The 20,146-nt window shown below is 67.0% G+C and carries 16 protein-coding genes and 3 tRNA genes; 15 read left to right on the plus strand and 4 right to left on the minus strand.

What is annotated here, in order from left to right:
- The first annotated feature begins 30 nt into the window (after positions 1-30).
- The 10 genes from WEA80_03975 (at position 31) to WEA80_04020 (ending at position 8,837) form a co-directional block, all read left to right on the plus strand.
- On the plus strand, positions 31-1,863 hold the full coding sequence (locus WEA80_03975; protein MEX1185726.1) for a peptidylprolyl isomerase: 1,833 nt from the start codon (positions 31-33) through the stop codon (positions 1,861-1,863).
- Between the two features lie 125 nt (positions 1,864-1,988).
- Entirely contained in the window at positions 1,989-2,540 is a 552-nt protein-coding gene (locus tag WEA80_03980) for a hypothetical protein (GenBank protein ID MEX1185727.1), read from the plus strand.
- Positions 2,518-3,009 carry an LPS assembly lipoprotein LptE gene (gene lptE, locus WEA80_03985; protein ID MEX1185728.1) on the plus strand — a complete coding sequence of 164 codons (492 nt, stop codon included), beginning with the start codon at positions 2,518-2,520 and terminating at the stop codon, positions 3,007-3,009. The genes WEA80_03980 and lptE overlap by 23 nt, the downstream gene beginning before the upstream one ends.
- Entirely contained in the window at positions 3,006-3,389 is a 384-nt protein-coding gene (locus tag WEA80_03990) for a hypothetical protein (GenBank protein MEX1185729.1), read from the plus strand. The genes lptE and WEA80_03990 overlap by 4 nt, the downstream gene beginning before the upstream one ends.
- A complete protein-coding gene (rfaE2, locus tag WEA80_03995; GenBank protein ID MEX1185730.1) occupies positions 3,386-3,877 on the plus strand; it encodes a D-glycero-beta-D-manno-heptose 1-phosphate adenylyltransferase in 492 nt (163 codons plus the stop codon). Before WEA80_03990 ends, rfaE2 begins: the two co-directional genes overlap by 4 nt.
- Before the next feature lie 17 nt (positions 3,878-3,894).
- Entirely contained in the window at positions 3,895-4,521 is a 627-nt protein-coding gene (locus WEA80_04000; GenBank protein MEX1185731.1) for a non-canonical purine NTP pyrophosphatase, read from the plus strand.
- A gap of 42 nt (positions 4,522-4,563) precedes the next feature.
- Positions 4,564-5,379 carry an endonuclease/exonuclease/phosphatase family protein gene (locus tag WEA80_04005; GenBank protein ID MEX1185732.1) on the plus strand — a complete coding sequence of 272 codons (816 nt, stop codon included), beginning with the start codon at positions 4,564-4,566 and terminating at the stop codon, positions 5,377-5,379.
- Complete coding sequence (locus tag WEA80_04010) at positions 5,379-7,274, plus strand: glycoside hydrolase family 3 N-terminal domain-containing protein (protein ID MEX1185733.1); 1,896 nt, start codon at positions 5,379-5,381, stop codon at positions 7,272-7,274. Before WEA80_04005 ends, WEA80_04010 begins: the two co-directional genes overlap by 1 nt.
- The gene (locus tag WEA80_04015) at positions 7,271-8,251 is read left to right on the plus strand and encodes a threonine/serine dehydratase (protein MEX1185734.1); all 981 of its coding nucleotides are present in this window, start codon (positions 7,271-7,273) and stop codon (positions 8,249-8,251) included. Before WEA80_04010 ends, WEA80_04015 begins: the two co-directional genes overlap by 4 nt.
- A gap of 34 nt (positions 8,252-8,285) precedes the next feature.
- Positions 8,286-8,837: a superoxide dismutase family protein gene (locus WEA80_04020; protein ID MEX1185735.1), complete on the plus strand. Its 552-nt coding sequence runs from the start codon at positions 8,286-8,288 to the stop codon at positions 8,835-8,837.
- A 47-nt stretch (positions 8,838-8,884) separates the two neighbouring features.
- Here WEA80_04020 and WEA80_04025 read toward each other — a convergent pair whose 3' ends face one another.
- Positions 8,885-9,319, minus strand: a complete 435-nt coding sequence (locus WEA80_04025) for a hypothetical protein (protein ID MEX1185736.1) — start codon at positions 9,317-9,319, stop codon at positions 8,885-8,887.
- Between the two features lie 127 nt (positions 9,320-9,446).
- Between WEA80_04025 and WEA80_04030 the strand changes: the two genes are divergently transcribed.
- Positions 9,447-9,520 (plus strand) — tRNA-Pro (locus tag WEA80_04030).
- 555 nt (positions 9,521-10,075) lie between these two features.
- Here the strand turns inward: WEA80_04030 and WEA80_04035 are convergent.
- Both WEA80_04035 and WEA80_04040 read right to left on the minus strand, forming a co-directional pair.
- Positions 10,076-11,017: a hypothetical protein gene (locus WEA80_04035; protein MEX1185737.1), complete on the minus strand. Its 942-nt coding sequence runs from the start codon at positions 11,015-11,017 to the stop codon at positions 10,076-10,078.
- A 471-nt stretch (positions 11,018-11,488) separates the two neighbouring features.
- Entirely contained in the window at positions 11,489-13,918 is a 2,430-nt protein-coding gene (locus WEA80_04040; GenBank protein ID MEX1185738.1) for a response regulator, read from the minus strand.
- Positions 13,919-14,586: 668 nt separating this feature from the next.
- Between WEA80_04040 and WEA80_04045 the strand changes: the two genes are divergently transcribed.
- From WEA80_04045 to WEA80_04060, 4 genes are all read left to right on the plus strand, one after another.
- Positions 14,587-16,539 (plus strand): ABC-F family ATP-binding cassette domain-containing protein, encoded by a 1,953-nt coding sequence (locus WEA80_04045; GenBank protein ID MEX1185739.1) that lies wholly within the window; start codon positions 14,587-14,589, stop codon positions 16,537-16,539.
- Between the two features lie 44 nt (positions 16,540-16,583).
- Positions 16,584-18,539, plus strand: a complete 1,956-nt coding sequence (locus WEA80_04050) for a PAS domain-containing protein (GenBank protein MEX1185740.1) — start codon at positions 16,584-16,586, stop codon at positions 18,537-18,539.
- 24 nt (positions 18,540-18,563) lie between these two features.
- Positions 18,564-18,640 (plus strand) — tRNA-Arg (locus WEA80_04055).
- 25 nt (positions 18,641-18,665) lie between these two features.
- Positions 18,666-18,738, plus strand: a tRNA-Lys gene (locus tag WEA80_04060).
- Between the two features lie 248 nt (positions 18,739-18,986).
- On the opposite strand, the gene WEA80_04065 is transcribed toward WEA80_04060, so the two are convergent.
- Positions 18,987-20,144, minus strand: coding sequence for a DUF2911 domain-containing protein (locus WEA80_04065; GenBank protein ID MEX1185741.1), 1,158 nt, complete (start codon positions 20,142-20,144; stop codon positions 18,987-18,989).
- Between the last annotated feature and the right edge of the window lie 2 nt (positions 20,145-20,146).

Raw genomic sequence — 20,146 nt, forward strand, 5'->3', positions numbered from 1 at the left:
AGAGCGCTCTTGGCTATTGGCTGTTGGCTGTTGGCTACGGCGTGTGCCGCTGCCCCGCGGGGTTCGGCGACGCTGAGCGAGGCGAACATCCGCGAGTACGCGATGCTGCTGCGCATGGCGGACTCGCGGATGCTCGACACGGCAGTCGTCGATCGCGGGCTGGCGTCGAGCTCGAGCGCGGTGCGCGCCGAAGCGGCCCGGGCCATCGGCCAGATCGGGCGCGCCGCGGCGGCGCCACGGGTCGCGGTATTGCGCCCGCTACTGCGTGGCACGAGCGCGAGCGTCGCGGCCCAGGCCGCGTATTCGCTGGGCTTGCTGCGGGACAGCGCGAGCACCGCGGATCTCGTGGAGGCGTTGACCTGGTTCGCGCCGGTTTCGCGCGAGGCGGCGTGGGCACTCGGACAGCTCGGCAACGCGGTCCGTACTGCGATCGTCGACGCGCTCGCCCGCGGCCACGAGGACCCGGCCACGCGCGTGCAGCTCCTGCTCGCGGCGGCGAAGCTGAGTCCCGTTCCGGCGCAGTCGGTCATCGAATATTTCGACGACGAGCATCCTTCGGTCGTGTGGGCGGCGGCGTACGCGATCTCCCGTACCCGAACCGTCACCGGACTGAGCGCGCTGTGGGCGCTCGGCGATTCACTGGTGGCGAACAGGCCGGTCCGTCCGGGCTCCGATACTCTGGCTGCCTCCTTCGACGCGAGCCGCGGGGCGTTCATCGACCCGGAGAGCGCGCCATACCGGATACGGGCGGAGATCGCCCGCGTGCTCACCCGGTCGGCAGCGGGGGATTCATTGGCGAGCCGGGCAATTCCGTCGCTGGCGCAGTACGCGCGCGACCCGCACCCGCACGTCCGCATCAATGCGATACGGTCGCTCGGCAGCTACGGTGCGCGCGCGAGGGCGCACCTGGTGTCCGGCGCGCGCGATCCCGATGCGAACGTGCGGATCGCGGCCGCGCAGAGCCTCGCCGCCGTGCGCGATTCGGCGGACGTTCCCTGGCAGGAGCTGTGGGCGGTGGATACCGGCTTCACGTTCCGGCGGAGCTTGCTGGAGGCGTCCCTTCGGTTCGGTGTGGAGCTGCCGGCGGTTGCGTCCTGGAGCGGTGACACGGAATGGCGCAGGAGGGCCGCCGTCGCCGCCGCGGCCGGCGGCGCGCCCACCGGCGAGCAGAGTCTGCGCATCGCGGAGCCGCTGCTCTCCGACAGCGACGCGCGCGTGCGAGGGGCGGCGCTGAGCGGGATCGCATCGGATACGGGCCGGATCACGCCGCGGGTACGCGAGCTGTTGAATCTGGCCGCGGCCGATCCCGATCGGATGGTCTCCGAGCGGGCGCGGGCGACGCTGTCGCGCCGCGCGGAGGACGAGAGCGAGAGCGCGGCGCCGGTGCGGGACGTGAACTGGTACGTCGACGTTGTGCGGACGATCGTCGCGCCCGCGCTCGACGGCAGGCCGGTGCGGGCGACGTTCACTACGGAGCGCGGTCCGATCGTAGTCGAGTTCTTCGGCGTGGAAGCGCCGTTGACCGTGAAGAACTTTCTCGATCTCGCGCGCGGCGGGACGTTTCGCGGAACACGCTTCCACCGCGTGGTTCCGAATTTCGTGGTGCAGGACGGCGACCCCCGCGGCGACGGAACCGGCGGTCCGGGGTATTCGATCAGGGACGAGCTCAACCCGCATCGCTACGACCGTGGCGTGCTCGGGATGGCGCTGTCGGGCCCGGACACCGGGGGGAGTCAGTGGTTCAGCACGCATTCGCCGCAGCCGCACCTGGATGGGGGGTACACGGTGTTTGGCCGGGTCGTGTCCGGATTCGGGGTGCTCGATCGTATCGTGCAGGGCGATTTGCTTCTGGACGTCAGATGAGAACTACGCTGCGTGCTGCGTGCTGCGTCCTCGCGGCAACTCGGCGTGTTCTAGATCGGAGGATTCTTTCGGCATTGTTTCTTGCAACGGCGTGCGCGCCTCCGGCGGCGGGGAGACTAGGTGGCGTGCCGGCGCCGAGCGTGGCGCTGCCGAGCTCGGAGCTGGCGCTGGGCTACCGGCAGATGGTGTTCGACTGGGAGTTCGAGCAGGGCGATGCTCGGATGCGCGGGGAAGGGGTGGTGCGAGTCGCGCCGCCGGACAGCGCCAGGCTCGACCTGTTTCTGGGCGGCGGCTTCGGGGGAGGCGCCGCGCTGCTAATCGGCGACTCGCTGCAGGCGCCGCTCGTAGAGAGCGCCAGGCGTTTGATACCACCCGCACCGATGCTTTGGGCCGCTTTGGGGCGGCTCGCCATTCCCCCGGCGGCCGACACCGCCGTTCGCGTTGACGGGTCCGTCGTTCGGGCCGACATTGGGGCCACGCCCGTGTGGCGGGTGGAGTTTCACGGCCCCCGGCTGGCACGGCTCGACCGGATTGATGACGGACGGGTGAGGGACTTCGTCAATAGAAGGGACCGGGAGGTCGTGTACGAGTCTTTCTCGCCGCGCAGCAAGCTGACACTCAGGACCAAGCGGGATGAGCCGGTCATGGGATTCGATGCGAAGATCTGGACTCTGTAGCGTCGCGCTTCTGCTGACAGCCGGCTGCGTCTACGGCTTCGCCGGCGGCGGCCTGCCCGCGCACGTCAAGACCATTGCCGTCATCCCCTTCGATAACGAGACGACGAGCTCCGAGATCCAGCGCGAGCTGGTGGACGCGTTCCGCGCCGGACTGCGCGACCGGCTCGGCGTGCGCGAAGCGCCCGAAGCGCGCGCGAATGCGATAGTGCGGGGCACCATCCAGCGGTACGAAGTGGACATTCCGGTCGCGTACTCCGCGGACAACCGCGCCACGACCACGGCATTGCGGATGCTGCAGATCGTCGTCGACCTCGAGCTCGTGGACCAGGTGACAGGCGAGACTCTCTGGGAGCGGAAAGGCTTCACCGCCGACGCGAAGTACGAGGAGCGGGGTGAGCCGGCCGCGCGCAAGGAAGCGATCGGCCGCGTCGTCAACGCGCTGGTGGAAGGCGCGCAATCGCAGTGGTGACACGCACGGGGACCGGGCGCGTCGCGCGGGGCCGCCGCGGCGGTGGAGCGATGGGATGCCTCGTCCCACTGCTCATCGTCACCATCATCGGATACTTCGCCGCGCACGCCAGCGACGCGGCCCTGAGGTACTACCGCTTCCGCGACGGCATGCAGCAGGAAGCGCGCTTCGCGCACCGGCCGACGCGAACCGACGACTACATCAAGACCCGGCTGCGCTCCATGGCCGACTCTCTCGAGGTGCCGCTTGAAGGCAGTCAGATCAATGTCCGCCGGACCGAGCAGCGCATCCGAATCTCCGCGGATTATTCCGAGACGATCGACTTCCTGATTTTCTCCAAGCGGTTCGACCTCCACCCGATGGTCGAGCGGACGTTTTGACGGGGACGCCCTTCGACCCCGCGCGCAAGATCATGAGCTGGCCCGAGGCCGCACGCTGGCGCGAGTCGCTCGAGGGCGCGCTCGTCTTCACCAACGGCGTGTTCGACCTGCTCCACCCCGGTCACATAGAAATCCTCGCTGCCGCGCGGCGGGAGGGCGCGGCCCTGCTGGTCGGACTCAACTCCGACGATTCCGTCCGGCGGCTCAAGGGACCGACGCGTCCCGTGCGCGGCGAGACCGACCGCGCGCTCGTGCTGGCCGCGCTCGAGGCCGTCGATGCCGTGGTGGTGTTCGAGCACGATACCCCGCTCGAGCTCATCCGCCATCTGCGCCCGGCGGTCGTCGTGAAGGGCGGCGATTACCGGCGCGAGACCATCGTCGGCGCGGACGAGGTTACGGCGTGGGGCGGCCGCGTGATCGTGGTGCCGTTGAGGGAAGGGCATTCTACCACCGGCACGATCGACGCGCTGCGGCGCGGAGCCGTCTGAAGCCGGCCGGCCGGAGCGTGAACGACCGCGTCCTGCTGATCGCGACGCGGAGCGAGGACAAGGTCCGCGAGATCGTTCCGCTGCTGCGTCACCTGCCGGTACGCATTCTCAGCCTGGCCGAAGCGGGGATCCCGCTGGCCCCGGCCGAAGGGTCGATCGAGCGGTTCGACACCTTCGAGGAAAACGCCGCGGCGAAGGCCAGGTACTTCTTCGTCGCGAGCGCGGGGATGCCGACGGTGGCGGACGACTCCGGCCTGGCCGTGGACGCGCTCGGGGGAGCGCCCGGCGTGCACAGCAAGCGTTGGGCGAACCGTCCCGAGCTCGACGGCAAAGCGCTGGACGAGGCGAACAACCTGCGCCTGCTGGAGGCCCTGCAGGGCTCGGCGAGTCGAAGCGCCAGGTACGTTTGCGTGGCTGCCTTCGCCGATGCCGGGACTACGATTGCCGCCCGGGGCGAGACCACCGGCGAGATCACGGCCGCCGCGCGCGGCAGCGCGGGCTTCGGGTATGACCCTTATTTTCTGTCAGACGATCTCGGCTGCACTTTCGGCGAAGCCGCCCCGGCGGAGAAGAGTCGCGTGTCCCATCGGGGGCGCGCGTTCCGGAAGCTCGCGGAGGAGCTGAGCGCCCATTTCAGTGACTAGCCACTAGTCACTAGTCACTAGTCACTAGTCACCTTTCGCAACATGTCCAGAAAGCTGCTCGCACTGCTCTGCGCCATCCCGCTGCTCTCCTGCTCGTCGGTGCGGCCGGCGCCGGAGCAGATAGTCAACGTCCTCGTGTACAACATTCACGCGGGGAAGGACGCGAAGGGCGCGGGCAACCTCCCGCGCGTCGCGGAGCTCGTGCGAGCGACCGGGGCGGACGTGGCGCTGCTGCAGGAGGTCGACATCAACACCCGCCGCTCCGGCAGAGTCGATCAACCCTCGGTCCTCTCCGAGCTGACCGGGATGCGGCCGGTTTTCGGCAAGACGCTGGACTACGACGGCGGACAATACGGCATCGCCGTGCTGACTCGCTGGCCGGTGACGCATGACACGCTGTTCCGACTGCGCGTCACGCCCCGCCAGGAGCGCGCCGGCGGATCGTACGAGCCGCGCGGGGTGCTGCACGTGCTGATCGCCACGCCGCACGGACCGCTGCACATTCTCAATACGCATCTCGATCCCTCGGCGAACGACGGGTTCCGAAGGCAGGAGGCAGCTACGGTGCTGCGGCTCGCGGATCAGCTGCGCAGCAGCGGAGAGACGGTCTTCATCGGCGGCGACCTCAACTCCAATCCCGACTCGCGCGTGCTGGAAATGTTCATCGATGCCGGCTGGAACGACGCCTGGGACGGGTGCGGCGAGGGAGAGGGGAAGACGTTCCCCTACGACACGCCCGTCAAGCGGATCGACTACCTTCTCCTCGGACCTGCCGCGACGTGTGTATGGACGGAAGTGCTCGCTACGGACGCGTCGGATCACCGCCCGATCGTCTTCCACATAAGGATGGATCGCTGATGCGCCGCTTCGTGAACGTGCCCGGAATCCTGCTCCTGCCCTTCATCGCGGCCGCATGCTCGGCGGTACAGCAGGGGAGCACATCGGCGCCCGGTGCCGTCGTCACGGGAGACGCGCTTCCCGCCGCGGAGGCCACCGCGACGTACCCGCTCGGCCCGGCGAAGCCCGGAGCCGGCTCTCCGCTCACGGCGGCGGAGCAGGAATGGGTCGAGCGTACTCTCGCGTCGCTGAGTTCGCGCGAGCGCATCGCGCAGCTCATCATGCCGTGGGTGGGCGGGGGCTACGTGGCCGAGGGATCGCCCGACTTCGAGCAGGTTCGCAAGTGGGTGGAAGAGGATCAGGTCGGGGGTCTCGTGCTCTCGATCGGAAGCCCGCTGTCCTACGCGCTGAAGCTCAACGCGCTGCAGCGGCGCGCCGATGTTCCTCTCCTGATCGCGTCGGACATGGAGAACGGGCCGGGGATGCGGCTCGGCAATAGCTACGCGTTCCCCTCGATGCTGCCGCAGGGTGGAGGCACCGTTTTCCCACCGGTCATGGCGCTGGGCGCTACGCGCTCGCCCGACCTGGCCTTCGAGCTGGGCAAGGTGCTCGGGCTCGAGGCGCGCGCGGTCGGCGTGCACCTCGCGTTCGGCCCCGTGCTCGACGTGAACTCCAATCCGCTCAACCCGGTCATCAACACGCGCTCGTTCGGGGAGAACCCGGAGCTCGTGTCGGCGCTGGCGACGGCGTACGTGCGCGGGGCGCGCTCCGCCGGGCTGATGACCACCGCCAAGCATTTCCCGGGACACGGCGACACGCACGTCGACTCGCACATTTCGCTGCCCACGATCGACGCGAATCGCGCGCGGCTGGACACGGTCGACCTGGTGCCGTTCCGCGCCGCGGCCGATGCGGGGATCGACGCGGTGATGACGGCGCATATCGCGGTGCCGGCGATCGAAGGCGACACGGCGCCGCCGGCGACGCTGTCGCGCGTGTTCATGACCGACATCCTTCGGACCGACCTCGGCTTCCGCGGGCTGCTGGTTACGGACGCGATGACGATGGGCGCCGTCGCCAGGCGGTACGGCGCGACGGAGCCGCTGCTGCTCGCGCTCGAGGCCGGCGCGGACGTGCTGCTCATGCCCCGGAACGTGACTGACGCGATCGCGACGGTTGCGTCCGCGGTAGCGGCGGGGCGAATCGCGCCCGCGCGCATCGACCTCTCGGTCCGGAAGATCCTCGAGATGAAGGTGCGGGCCGGGCTGCATCGCGGCCGGATCGTCGAGCTGGATTCGATTCCGACGATCGTCAACGTGCCCGCGCATGTGGCGACGGCCGCGGCCATCGCGGAGAAATCGGTCGTGCTTGCGCGCGACAGCACTGGCGCGGTCCCGCTCGCGCGCGGCGCGCGGCTGCTCTCGCTGACGTACGCGGAGGCCGACGACCCGATCGCCGGCCGGGTCTTCGATCCCGAGCTTCGCTCGGGCGGCCACGCGGTGACCTCCGCTCGGGTGGGGTCGCAGACGGGCAAGGCTGAGTACGCCGTGCTGCTCGCGCGAATCGACAGTGTCGACGCGGTCGTGATCTCGGCGTACGTGTCGCCCCGCGCGTACGGTGGCTCGGTCGGCGCCGAGCCGGGGTTCTCCCGGTTCGTGCGCGACCTCGCGGCGCGCAAGCGGCCGGTGATCGCGGTGTCGTTCGGCAGTCCGTATCTGTTGAGCTATTTCCCCGGCGTCCACGCGTACATGCTCGCCTGGGGCGGGGCGCCCGTCAGCCAGACGGCGGCGGCGCGGGCGCTGCTCGGGCGGGCGCCGATCACCGGCAAGCTGCCAGTGTCGATTCCGCCGTACAACAGTTACGGCGACGGGCTGATGCGCGAGGCACGCCAGCCCGGCGGTCGCCGCACTCGATGACCCGCGCGGCGGGCGGCGAGCATGGCGTGCTCGTGGATCTCGACGACGTGCGCGCGGCCGCCGCGGCGCTCCGAGGCGTGGCGGTGCGCACGCCGCTGCTGCGTGACGAAGTCGTCTCGGATCAGACGGGACACCCCATCTGGCTGAAGCCCGAGGTCCTGCAGCGCAGCGGGACGTTCAAGTTTCGCGGCGCGTACACGTTCCTGAGCCGGCTCGATCCGGCGGCGCGGGCGCGGGGCGTGATCGCGCCGTCGTCGGGCAATCACGCGCAGGGCGTCGCGATGGCCGCCAAGGTGTTCGGCGTGCAGGCCACGGTGGTCATGCCGGAGACGGCGACCGAGGCCAAACGCGGCGGCGCGGAGCGGCTCGGCGCCAGGGTGATCCTGCACGGCACGACTTCGCATGAGCGCACCGAGCTGGCCCACAGCATCGCGGCCCGCGACGGGCTGACGATAGTGCATCCGTACAACGACAACGCCGTCATCGCCGGCCAGGGTACGGTCGGTACCGAGATTCACGAAGACCTGCCGGACGTGGATTCCGTGCTCGTGCAGGTGGGTGGAGGCGGACTGCTCGCGGGGATCGCGGTTGCGATCAAGGCGCTCTCGCCGTCTACGCGGGTCATCGGCATCGAGCCCGAGCGGACGCCCAAGCTGTCCAAAGCCCGCGCGGCTGGGAAGCCGGTGCGGCTCGAGCATCAGCAGGGGCTCGCCGACGGACTGCTGGTCGCCGAGATCGGCGACATTCCCTTTCAGCACCATCAGGCGTACGTCGACGAGGTCGTCACCGTGGCGGACGCCGACATCGTGCGCGCCATGCGCCACCTGCTCGATCGCGGGAAGCTGGTGGTCGAGCCGAGCGGCGCCATTACCGTGGCGGCGCTGATGACCGGCGCGGTGCGGCCGCGCGGCCCGACCGTTGCCGTGTTGAGCGGGGGGAACATCGAGTGGTCCGCTCTCACCAAGCTATTTGCGTGAGTTGTCAGCCGAAGTCACCAACCGTGGAGGAATGATGCTCGGAGCTCGCAGACACATCGCCCTCGTCGCAGTCGTCGTCGCTGCCGGAGCGTGCGCCACGGCTCAGACCGCAGCCGACAGAGTCGCGGCCGCCGCGGTCGATTTCGTGACGCCGACCGGCGGCTCGATGGGCAGCGCTATCATTTGGCAGGATCCTCTGGGAGTCGTGCACGTGGACGGTCAGGTGCGCGGGCTCCAGCCTGGAGCGCACGGTATCCACTTTCACGCCGTGGGTCGCTGTGACGGCGCGGCGTCGCTGGCGTTCGCGTCGGCGGGCGCGCACTACAATCCGGGCAACAGGAAGCACGGGTTGAATGCGCCGGACGGACCGCACGCGGGCGACGCGCCGAACATCACGGCGGGCTCCGATGGCCGGGCCAGCGTGAGCTTCACGACCGACCGCGTTACCCTGACCGACGGGCCGGCGACGCTGAACGACGCGGACGGATCAGCGCTGGTAATTCACGCGCTGGGCGACGACCAGGTCACGGATCCCTCGGGCAACAGCGGCGCGCGGATCGCGTGCGGCGTGGTGCGGATGAGATAAAAACGCTGCGTGCTGCGTGCTCGCCGGGTCCGGTGCCGCGAATCAGGCTAAGAGCGGGTGCGCTGGCAAGTCGCGCGGGCGCGGTCCACGTGGGCCGGCATGTGGATGGCGACAGCGCGGCCCTTGCGGTCCGCGTCGCCCGTGCCGAGCGCCGCGCCGATCATCTGCACCGTGGTGGCCGACGTTCCCAGCGCGTCCACGACCATCCCGTTGGCCCCTACGCTCGCCGCCCGCTGGCGCATTCGCAAAACCATTTCGTCGTCGTCCGTCCAGACTGAATTGCCTTCGGCCGTGATGAGCGCGACCTCGTAATAGTTGTTGGGGACTTCCTTGAAACTCCCGTATACCGCCACTGCTTCGGCGCACGTCGGCGCGAAGCTGTGCTGAGGTACTGTATTGCGGACCTTGATGCCGCCGCAGGCGGTGACCGCGACTGCGGCCGCGGCGATCGCGGCAACCCTCACTGCCGATCGGTTGGACATTGCATCCTCGTGGTTGGACTCGTGTCTCCGGAGAGTGCAAGCGCGGGGCCGCCGGACCGGGCGACTTCGGATTGAGGCCGCAAGGGTCCTCAATCCGCAAGCGTCAGCTTAAGTTTGAGTGTTGTCTCGGGGCGTAGCGTAGCCCGGTATCGCGCCTGCTTTGGGAGCAGGAGGTCCCCGGTTCAAATCCGGGCGCCCCGATGAATTCAACTAGCGGCTCGACATGCAGTTATGGTGTCGGGCCGTTTTTTCGTCCGTGATACGTGGGTCACTTTGTGTGTCCCTTTGTCCGGAAATCATGTACCCGTAGCGCGGTCCGTGACCTTCCGTGTTTCGCTCATCACAGTCAGCATCGTGTTCGCGTCCGCTGCCTGATAGCACGTGAGCAGCGTCTGCGTGCCTTTCCAACCACCAGCAGCAGCCACATCAGGAAGCGGCAGGTGCTTCCGCTCGCTGGCCCACTTCCTCCGGTACGACATGCCAGGTACTGCCGTCGAGCTTGGGCAGCCCTGCGTGGCGCTCTGCGACCAACAGGGCACGGTCGAACACCTCTCGGCCTAGCGGACGATCGGGGTTGGTAGGCGACGGGGAACTGGCTGAGCTCGCGGGGACGACATAGGCGACGATTTCCCTAATCGAAAACGGCGAGGGCAATCCTAGCCTCGACATACTGGCGAGAATTCTGACGGTTCCCAAATCGCCGCCCAAGGAGTTTGGCCGCGTTCGACGCTCCCGACGCGCGATCGCCGGATTTCTTTACTCCCGCCCCGTTTCCCGAAATCGAAACGTGGTCTGAGGAAGCGGCATTACCCAGCCAGATGATCCTGGGAGCGCCCTTCTCAGGCTTTGCCGAAACGCACCGAGGGCCGTAGCGCGATTGAGTTGAATCGGACGAGTCTGTGATCGAAAAAAATCTTCCCAATGCGTGACGATCACATATGCCGGTCTAAGTACGACAAGAAGGCTGTCGGGCGTAGCCGAAACATTCGATGATGTCGCCGCGCATAACACCGCCACATCGACTGCGCGTTCGGCCAGAACGTCGCTCGGCGGAAATCCAAACGGCGGCTCGCTCGGAGCGTCCTGAAAATAGATTCTAAAGACCGGCTCTCCAGCAGGATCGGACAGGACGTCAATCAGGAATGCGTATGGCTCGCCGAGTTTCCATCCCGCGGCAGTATGAGGCAGGCTGTCGAGATCGACTTGGAGTGTGCCGGCCGCAAAGGTGTAGCTCTGTTTCCATGCCCGGAAAGTTGGTGCGTGACCGGCAGTCAGCGCCATGAAGCGATAGGCACTGTCGCTGGAATAGTACCAGACGCCGGGCCACTCCCTTGATCCCGCAGCTGCTTCAGAAATAGCCACGACCCGCTGACCACCATTGGCTCGTAAAGCCGAGTCACCCATCAGCATGTGGCGAACGGAAGGCCCGCCGTAGACCTTGGATGAAGTGGCGCGCATCGTCGCGATGTACGGTACATCCATTAGATGGTCGTAATGGCCGTGGCCGACGAGGATTGCCGTAGCTCGATCTGCAGAGTGAGGAAGCAACTTTTCAATTGCCCCCGTGTCGGCCGAGATACGTGGCCAACTGCGAAACAGTCGACTCAGTCGAGGGCTCACCATCGAGAGGGAAGGGGTGCTGAAAAAAGGCGCCGTCAACAAGACGTGACCCTGGTGCTCGATCAGCAGTCCCGACACTCCCAGGTATGTGATGGTAATGGCGCGCTCCGAATCGCCACACGCGCCAGGCGCGCATCCAACGGCGTGTGGTCGCGACTCCAATTGATTGTCGATGGTAGTCGGAGGAAAACATCCCACTACCAAGAGCAACGCGATCACACTGCAGTTTATTCCACGCATACATCGCACGCCGCATTCACCGCTTCACCCTGTCGAACCGCAGGCCCCGCACGCCGTCGGTGCTCACCGTAAATCCCGCCACCGCACCGCGACGGTCGCGCAAAAATTTCGCGACACCAACACGACTCCCGTCCGTTTGTTGGTCCGTGTGGCGGGAAGGTCACCCCGAACTTGCTATGTCGCGGACCTTCCTCGGCTCGCTCATCACGGCGAGGACGCAGTTGAATCTCGTGGCCATGGTCATGTTCACTGCTGCACGAACGTGCCGGCTTCTACCGGCAGACGCGGTCGTCACTGCTGGTCATCCCCTTACGTCGGCGAACGCGTGTTATCGAGCGCCGAGCGCACGCTTCGAAGGAGCTCCGCCGCCGTAAACGGTTTCGGCAGAAAGGGGATACCCCGATCGAGCCCCACGCGTGTGGCGATCGACTGCTCCGTGTAGCCGGACATGTACAGCACGGGCAGCGTCGGGTTACAGGCGTGAAGGCGCGCCAGCAGCTCCGGTCCGCCGACGCCCGGCATGACGACGTCGGTCAGGACGAGATCGATGAGTGATTCATTGCGGTCGAACTGCGATTGAGCGTCGGCGCCGTTGGCCGCGATCAGCACGCGATAGCCGGCCTCACGCAGGATGCGCGTGGCGAGAACCCGGACTGACGATTCATCCTCGACGAGCAGAACGGTCTCCGTGATTGCCACCGCCGAAGCCGATGGCGCCTGTGGCAGCGCGAGGGGCGGCGCATCGGGCGAGCGGGGGAGGTAAACCTTGAGCGTGGTGCCAACTCCGAGCTCGCTGTATACCCAGATGTGTCCGTTGCTCTGCTTTACGATTCCATACGACGTCGAAAGTCCGAGCCCCGTGCCTTCGCCGGCCTTCTTCGTGGTGAAGAATGGCTCGAACAGCCGTTTCTGCGTCTCCCTGGACATGCCGGTGCCGGTGTCCGTGACCGCCAGCATCACGTAACTCCCGGCCTCGACCGGCTCCTCGTGGAACGGCGAATTCTCGAGCTCCGCGTCGGCGGTCTCGATCACGATGGAGCCGCCGCCGGGCATCGCGTCCCGCGCGTTGACTACGAGATTCATGAGCACTTGCTCGACCTGCCCACGGTCCGCAAGCGCCAGGCGCACGCTGTGGTCGAGTACGAGGTCGACGGTGATGTCCTCTCCGATCAGTCTCCTGATCATGCCGCTCATCCCCGTGATCAGATCGTTCATGTCCACCGGTGCCATGTGCAGGACCTGCTGCCGGCTGAAAGCAAGCAACTGCTGCGTAAGGGCGGCCGCACGGTCGGCGGCCTTGATGATCTCCGCGACGTCGTCACCTGACTGGGACTTGTCCGGAAGCGAGGCCGCGACGAACTCGGCAAACCCCGTGATTACCGTCAGCAGATTGTTGAAATCGTGAGCCACTCCCGAGGCCAGTTGACCGACGGCTTCCATCTTTTGGGACTGCAGATACCGCCGCTCCATCGTGTGGTGCGCCGTGATGTCCTGCGAGATGCCGACGGCGCGAAGAGGTGCCCCGGTTTCGTCCAGTTGAGACTGACCAGTGCTGTGCAGCCACAGGAAGCTTCCATCCGGGTGGAGCGCGCGATGCTGAAAGTCGAAGTTGCCCCCGGACTGGGCGGACGCGGTGATCGTTTCCAGTACGGCGTCCCTGTCTTCCGGGTGCACACGCTCGATGAAAGCAGCGAGGGTTCCGGGGAACGTGCCGGGGGCCAGGCCATACTGTGCTTCGAGCGTTTCCGACCAGCGGACGCTACCGTCCGAGGCGTCGACGTCCCAGATGCCGACGTTCGCGTTTACCAGCGCGAAGCGCATCCGTTCTTCCGCCGTGGCCAGCTTGGCTATCGCGTCGATCCTGGCAGTGATGTCGGTTCCCGAGCTGAACGTTCCGATCACGGTCCCCATGTCATCACGCAGCAGGGTCGAGCGCCATTCGATCAGGCGCTCCCGTCCCGTCCGGTCGATCACGGGATTCTCGATTGTGCCTAGCTTGCCGAGCATGGCCGCAGTTACCGGGAGGTCGCCCGACACGATAGTCTGAAACTTCGCGCGCATCTCTTCTCGTGTGTGCTCCGGCAAACAGCAGTCAACCCAGCTGCGTCCGATCAACTCCTCCGCGCTCCAGCCGAGCATTTCGTAGGCGTACTGGTTCACGAGGGTGATGCGCCCCTCGAGATCCAATGCGAGGAGAATTACCTGCGCGTTATCGAGATATCGCTGCGCGGCATCGCGCTCTTTCAGCAGCGCGGTCTCCGACCCGACCAACTCCCTGGTGCGGGAGCGCACCTCGCTTTCCAGCTCCTGACTGTGCTTGTCGGAGTAGTCCGAAAGCGCCTTAATGCGCAGCAGGTTCCGCACGCGCGCCCTGAGCTCGGCACGGTCCACGGGCTTCGTCAGAAAATCCTCAGCGCCCGCGTCGAGGCTGGCTAGCCGCGACTTTCTATCGTCGAGCGCCGTGATCATGATGAGCGGGATGTTGCTGGTAGCGGCGTCCGCCTTGATGATTCGCGCGACTTCGTGACCGTCCATGTCCGGCATCAAGATGTCTAGCAGGACGAGGTCGGGGCGCTGTTCTGCGATGACCGCCAGCGCCTCGGCGCCGCTTCGCGCCGTCAAAAAGAGAAACCCGTCCTGCGCGAGCATGGCCTTCAGCAGCTCGACGTTGCGCGGCACGTCATCGACTATGAGGATTACTTCCTGATGGTCGGGTAAGCCAGCACGCCTGATGATCATGCCGGCGTTAGCTCACTCGCGATCGTCGCCAGGAATGACTGATATCTGATCGGCTTCGATATGTACCCGTTGCAACCCGCGGCTCGGATCCGCTCCTCGTCGCCCTTCATTGCCAGCGCGTGGTCCTCGACTACTCAGGATGTTGGCCATGTCAGGCTGCCCTTGAGCGGCCGGCCATCGCCCTTCTGATCTCGCCCGCGAACAGCTTCTGGTTCATCTCTCCCTTCTCCAGAATCACGTTCACGTAACCGTGGAGACGAGCGCGGTGCCTGGCCGGCGAGCGGCCGAGGTGCCGAGGGCGATGCGCCTGGAGCTCTTGATCGTGGCGGTCATGTAGTCCCTGGGTGCTTCCACCGTATCCGGTTATCGCGCTCCAATGCCTCACCTAGCAGGAGCGCAACCAAAAGGGACAAGTGGTTCGAAAGCCATGTCGGCGGCGATGGTTCTGCGGCCGACGGGGGTATTCCTCTTCTACGCACACTCGCAACTTCTGCGCCTAGACAAGGGACAACGACTAATCGTTGCCCCGATGGTCAACGACCCGTCCTAATCGAAACAATTCGCCCTGCCGCCGCCTGCTGCCACTGCTGAATTTGCCTCGGATTTACTTTCACACCATGCCGATTCGGGTTGTACGCCACGTCGCCTTGCAGCGCTGAGGCAGGCGATTGACTCAGATCTCCTTCAACGGCGTGGGCGTGAGCTTCGGCGCGTCCACGATATTCTCCGACATATCGTTCACCGTCGCCGCGGGCGAGCGGTGGGGGATCGTCGGGCGCAACGGGACGGGAAAGACCACACTGTTCCGTCTGCTCACCGGCGAGTTGGAGCCGTCGCGCGGAAGCGTCGTGCGCCAGCCGGGGCTGCGAGTCTCGCTGCTGGAGCAGCACCGCGCGTTCGACGGCGCCGAGATGGTGTGGGAGGCCGCCGCCGGAGAGCTGGCCGAGCTGCTCGCGCTGGAACAGTCGCTGGTGGAGCAGGCCGAAGCGCTCGCCCACGATTCGTCCGATGCCGCGATGACGCGCTACGGCCGCGACCTCGAGCGGTTCGAGCGCGAGGGCGGCTACGAGGTCACCTCCCGGATCGACGCGGTGCTGCATGGAATCGGCTTCGATCCGGCGCGCGCGCGCGTCACCCCGGTCGCGACCTTGAGCGGCGGAGAGCGCGGACGGCTCAGCCTCGCGCGCCAGCTGGTGAGCACCGCCGACATACTTCTGCTCGACGAGCCGACCAATCACCTCGATCTGGACACGACGCGCTGGCTCGAGCAGTACCTCAAGGACGCGGACCGGACGGTCATGCTTGTGAGCCACGACCGCGCCTTTCTCGCAGCCACGGTAGACCACGTGCTGCATTTCGAGGGCGGGTCGGCCACGGCTTACACCGGCGGGTACGAGCGGTTCGTGGCGCAGCGCGAAGAGCGGCGCCTCGCGCAGCAGCGGCAGTTCGCGCAGCAACAAAGCAAGATCGCCAGGGAGACGGATTACATCGCCCGCAACCTCGCCGGACAGAACACCCGCCAGGCAAAGGGCCGGCGAAAACTGCTCGCGCGCATGCCACGACTCAGTCCCCCGGTGGGGGACGAGGCGACGATGGCGCTGCGGTTCGAGGTGAAGGAGCGCGGGGGAGACCGGGTCGTGTCGGCCGCCCACGTTGACGTCGCGGTGGAGACTCGCACTCTCGTGCGGGACTTCACCGGCGTGGTGATGCGCGGCGACGTGCTCGGCTTCATCGGGCCGAACGGGAGCGGCAAATCCACTTTCATCAGGACACTGCTGGGCGATCACCCGCTCGCCGGCGGGGATCTGCGGACCGGCGGGACGGTCGCGGCGGCGCACTATCGGCAGGATCTGTCCCAGCTGTCCGCGGACAGCTCCATCTATCACTGCATCGCCGAGCTGCGCCCGACGTGGGAGCGCCGGCTCGTGCAGGGACATCTGGGCCGCTTCGGATTCTCCGGCGACGAGGTGCAGCGGCGCATTGGCTCGCTTTCGGGCGGGGAGCAGGCGCGCGTAGCGCTGGCGATGCTCATGCTGTCCGGCGCGAACCTGCTGATCCTGGACGAGCCGACCAATCATCTCGACGTCGAATCAATCGAGGCGCTGGAGGACGCCATCGAGCGCTACGACGGGACGGTGCTGCTCGTGAGCCACGACCGCGAGCTGTTGCGCGCCCTTACGAGCAAGGTCTGGGTGCTGCACGACGCGCGGATCACGGAGTTCCCGGGCGGCTTCTCGGAGTGGGAGGAGGTGAGCGCGGAGCGGGAGCACGCGGCGCGGGTCCAGGCCTCGGAGGAGCAGGCGCTCAACCGGCTGCACGAGCGCCAGCGCGTCGCGCGCGCGGACAAGCGCGCCGTGAAGCCCGGGACCAGCGGCGGCCAGCGATCGGACGAGCGCGTGCTCCGCCGCCGGCTCGAGGAAGCCGAAGCGCGCGTGAGCGTGCTCGAAGCGAGGATCGCGTTGGTGACCGCGGAGCTGGGGAACCCGGAGCTGTACACGCGCGCGAACGGACCGGCCGATGCCGGGCGCCTCGGCGTGCAGCTGGAGGAGCTGAAGGTGGAGCTGGACCGTTCGCTCGAGGAGTGGAGCGACGCAGGGGCGCGCCTCGCCGCCTTCGAGTGACCGTTCGCCAGGCGCTCCCTGAAGGAAAACCGTAGATTCTCCGCATGGCAGCTGACGTATCGACGCCGGCGCTCCCCGATCCGGATGACACGGGGGCGAGTGACGTGGTGTGGGATTGGAACCTCATAACCAACGCTCTCCAGTTCAGCCCTTCCGTGCGGACGCTGCTCCTCTACGGCGCGGACGAGCCCGTGGACAGCATCGAATGGTGGATGGCCCACATACATCCGGACGAGCGCGACGAGGTCGTGACGGGCATCCACAAGGCGATTGCCGGCCGCGGGCAGTTCTGGGCGGCGGAGTACCGGTATCGGCGGGGCGACGGCACGTACGCGCACGTCTTCGACCGCGGATTCATCAGCCGCGACGGCGCTGGGAATCCGGTGCGGATGATGGGCTCGATGTTCGATGTTACGGATCGCAAGATCGCGGAGCGCACGCTGCGCGACAACGAGCGCCGGTTCCGCTCGCTGATCGAGAATGCCTCCGATGCCATCGCGATCATCGACGCGGAAGGGCGGTTCGGCTACGCCAGCGAGAGCTACGGCAACGTGCTCGGATTCGAATCCTCCGAGCTGGTTGGGAGGCCGGTGTTCGACTTCGTGCACGAGGAGGACCTGCCGGAAGCGGTGCGCGCGTTCGAACGGATCGCCGCGGAGCCCGGCGCCACTCTCCATGTGACGCTGCGCTGCCGGCACAAGAACGGCGGCTGGCGCCTGCTGGAGGCCCGCGCCCGGAACCTGCTCCACGATCCCGCCATCGGCGGAATCGTCTCGGCTTCGCGCGACATCACGCAACAGCACGCGCTGGAGGCGGAGCTGGTGCAGGCGCAGAAGATGGAAGCCATGGGCCAGCTCGCCGGGGGCGTGGCGCACGACTTCAACAACCTGCTGACGGTCATCACGAGCAACGTGGATCTGATCGTGAGCGCGATCCCGTCGCAGCTGCAGATTCACGAGAACCTCACGGAGATCCGGCGCGCCGCGAGCCAGGCGGCCGGACTCACGCGGCAGCTCCTGAACTTCACTCAGCGGCGCGCCGAGGATCCGAGGGTGGTGAATCTCAACGAAGTCGTGATCGATTCGCAGGGCTTGCTGCGGCGCGTGATCGGCGAGACGTCGGAGCTCAGGATCAGGACGTCCACCAAGGCGCCGCTGGTGAAGATCGACCGCGCGCAGCTCGAGCAGGTGCTGATGAACCTCGTCTTCAACGCGCGCGACGCGCTGCAGGACGGCGGGGTCGTCGAAGTCTCGACGGATCGCAGGAAAGTAGAGGCCGGCGATCCGCAGGCATCCGCGGTTCCTTCGGGCGAGTACGCCGTGTTGACCGTGCGCGACACCGGAACCGGGATGACTCCGGAAACGCGAGCGCGCGCGTTCGATCCGTTCTACACGACCAAGGAGATCGGCAAGGGAACCGGGCTCGGGCTCGCGATGGTGTACACGATCGTGAAGCAGGCCGGCGGCTCCATCGATCTCGAGACCAGACGCGGAGTCGGCTCGACGCTCCGCATCTACCTCCCGCGAGTGGTTGCCCCGGCGGTCACGTCGCTCGAGGGCACGCCGGCGGTGCGGCCGAAGGCGGGCGATGAGACGGTCCTTCTGGTCGAGGACGAGGAGATGGTGCGCAAGGTCGTCAGGCGGACGCTCCTGTCGCAGGGATACAACGTGATCGAAGCGTCCAATGGCGCGGAAGCGCTCAAGCTCGCGCTGGAGGACCCCGCCAGGATATCGCTGGTGCTGACCGACGTGATGATGCCGGCGATGGGCGGACCCGAGCTGGCGCGGCGGCTGTGGCAGCAGCTCCCGGATCTCAAGATCGTCTTCCTGAGCGGGTACGCGCCCGACTCCATGTCGGCGGAGTCGGCGGTTCCACCGGGCGCGATCCTCATCGAGAAGCCGTTCGCCATAGAGAAGCTCGTGACGATCGTGCGCGAGGTGCTCGACGGCGACGGCGCCGGAACGTCGCGCATGATTGACATGACTGCCAAAACAAACTAGCCTTCGTGGTTACCCCGATAATTCGCGCCAGTAGCTCAGCTGGATAGAGCAGCAGCCTTCTAAGCTGCGGGTCGGGGGTTCGAGTCCCTCCTGGCGCGCCATATGAAATGAAAGCAGCAGCGTTTTGCGCCCATAGCTCAACTGGCAGAGCATTCGACTCTTAATCGACAGGTTGTAGGTTCGATTCCTACTGGGCGCACTTCTCGCGCACGACCCGCGTGGCTTTTTCCGGCTGCGCGGGTCGGTTTGCGTTTGGGTCCCTGTGCGCGTTTGCCGGATGGGTATCCCCCTGCGGTCGCTACGCGGCGCTGCGCGCCGCTAAGACGCGACCTTCGGGGACACCCAACCGGCAAACGGCACTTGACTCCTCGAAGGCCGCCGCAGCCAAAGCCAGGCGGGGTGCGCTCGCTGCCCTGAGTGCGGCCGGAGGGAACTGCGGGGCGTGCGCTAGGGCGCTACCGCTATCGGCACCCAGGCGCGGGTGTCGTCCCAGGCGAGTGACAGGCGGCCGTTGTCGATGTCTATGGTGAACTGCTCCACCGGCGACGCGAGGCGCTCGACCGTCATGGGGATGCGCGCGAGGTCCTGATCCTGGTTGTAGACGGTGCCCCACTGGCCGGTCTGCTTGTTGATCACGAGCTGCCACCCCGTACGGCCGGGGATCGACCAGAGCGTGTACGAGCCCGCGGGAACGGACACGCCGCCGATGATCAGGTTGCGGTCCGTCCTGAACGACGTGGCGGTGTTGGCGCCGGTGCGCCACACGGCGTCCCATGGCACCACGCCGCCGAAGATCACGCGGCTGCGCTTGGACGGGCGCTGGTAGTTGATGGCTACGTTGGCACCTCCGACCGTTGCCCGGACGGAGTCCGGCGGCGAGAGCGGGCCAAGCCCGCGGCCGGCCGCGTCACGCGCCGCGTAGTCGCTGATCCACGCCGGGAGATTCACCGTCGCGACGCGCCTGACCAACGCGCCGACCGTGGACCTGCGCGCGTCGATCTGGTGCACGCGCCCGACCGCGTCGAGCTGAATGAGCACGGTGCCGAGCTGTGGCGCGGTGAAGGAATACGTCGCCGGAGACTCCATGCGGACCGTGAAGGGCAGCGGATCGCCGCCGAACTGCGCGTAGACCAGCGTGTCGCCGTGAGCGAGCGCGTTCCGCGCGAGCACCGCGAGCGTCGAGTATGCCGGGAGCTCGAGGACCGTCGAGACGTTCCCGTTCGCCATCCTGGACGTTTGCGTGCGCGTACCGGCGACGTTCGTGACGGAGATCGAGTCGCCGGCTACCGCCCATGTGGTAACCGCGCGCGCCGAATCGCGGTGCGCCTCGGGACCGCGGAGCCTGGTCTCGTACGACGTGATGCGCCCGTCGCTGTCCCAGCTCATGCGGACGCGCCGCACGGCAGTACGCGGCGTGCGGCTGACGACTTCGGCTTCGAGCGTGTTGCCGCGGATGGTAAACAGCTCCAGCGCCGTCGTGTCGGTGCCGAGCATCGTCACGAAGCCGGCGCTGTCTCCGGCAAACGGCGCGGGCGGACGGGGGAGCGGGCCGGAGCCTCCACAAGCTGACAAGACGGTTGCGAGAGCGAGCAGCTGCACTTTCATGA

Source organism: Gemmatimonadaceae bacterium (genome assembly GCA_040882285.1).
Lineage (GTDB): Bacteria > Gemmatimonadota > Gemmatimonadetes > Gemmatimonadales > Gemmatimonadaceae > JACDCY01.

What these genes read in the sequence shown, in the direction of transcription:
- lptE (MEX1185728.1), top strand. Translation starts at nt 2,518, where the DNA reads ATGCGAAGATCTGGACTCTGTAGCGTCGCGCTTCTGCTGACAGCCGGC.
- WEA80_04005 (MEX1185732.1), top strand. Translation starts at nt 4,564, where the DNA reads ATGTCCAGAAAGCTGCTCGCACTGCTCTGCGCCATCCCGCTGCTCTCC.
- WEA80_04010 (MEX1185733.1), top strand. Translation starts at nt 5,379, where the DNA reads ATGCGCCGCTTCGTGAACGTGCCCGGAATCCTGCTCCTGCCCTTCATC.
- WEA80_04015 (MEX1185734.1), top strand. Translation starts at nt 7,271, where the DNA reads ATGACCCGCGCGGCGGGCGGCGAGCATGGCGTGCTCGTGGATCTCGAC.
- WEA80_04020 (MEX1185735.1), top strand. Translation starts at nt 8,286, where the DNA reads ATGCTCGGAGCTCGCAGACACATCGCCCTCGTCGCAGTCGTCGTCGCT.
- WEA80_04025 (MEX1185736.1), bottom strand. Translation starts at nt 9,319, where the DNA reads ATGTCCAACCGATCGGCAGTGAGGGTTGCCGCGATCGCCGCGGCCGCA.
- WEA80_04040 (MEX1185738.1), bottom strand. Translation starts at nt 13,918, where the DNA reads ATGATCATCAGGCGTGCTGGCTTACCCGACCATCAGGAAGTAATCCTC.
- WEA80_04050 (MEX1185740.1), top strand. Translation starts at nt 16,584, where the DNA reads ATGGCAGCTGACGTATCGACGCCGGCGCTCCCCGATCCGGATGACACG.
- WEA80_04065 (MEX1185741.1), bottom strand. Translation starts at nt 20,144, where the DNA reads ATGAAAGTGCAGCTGCTCGCTCTCGCAACCGTCTTGTCAGCTTGTGGA.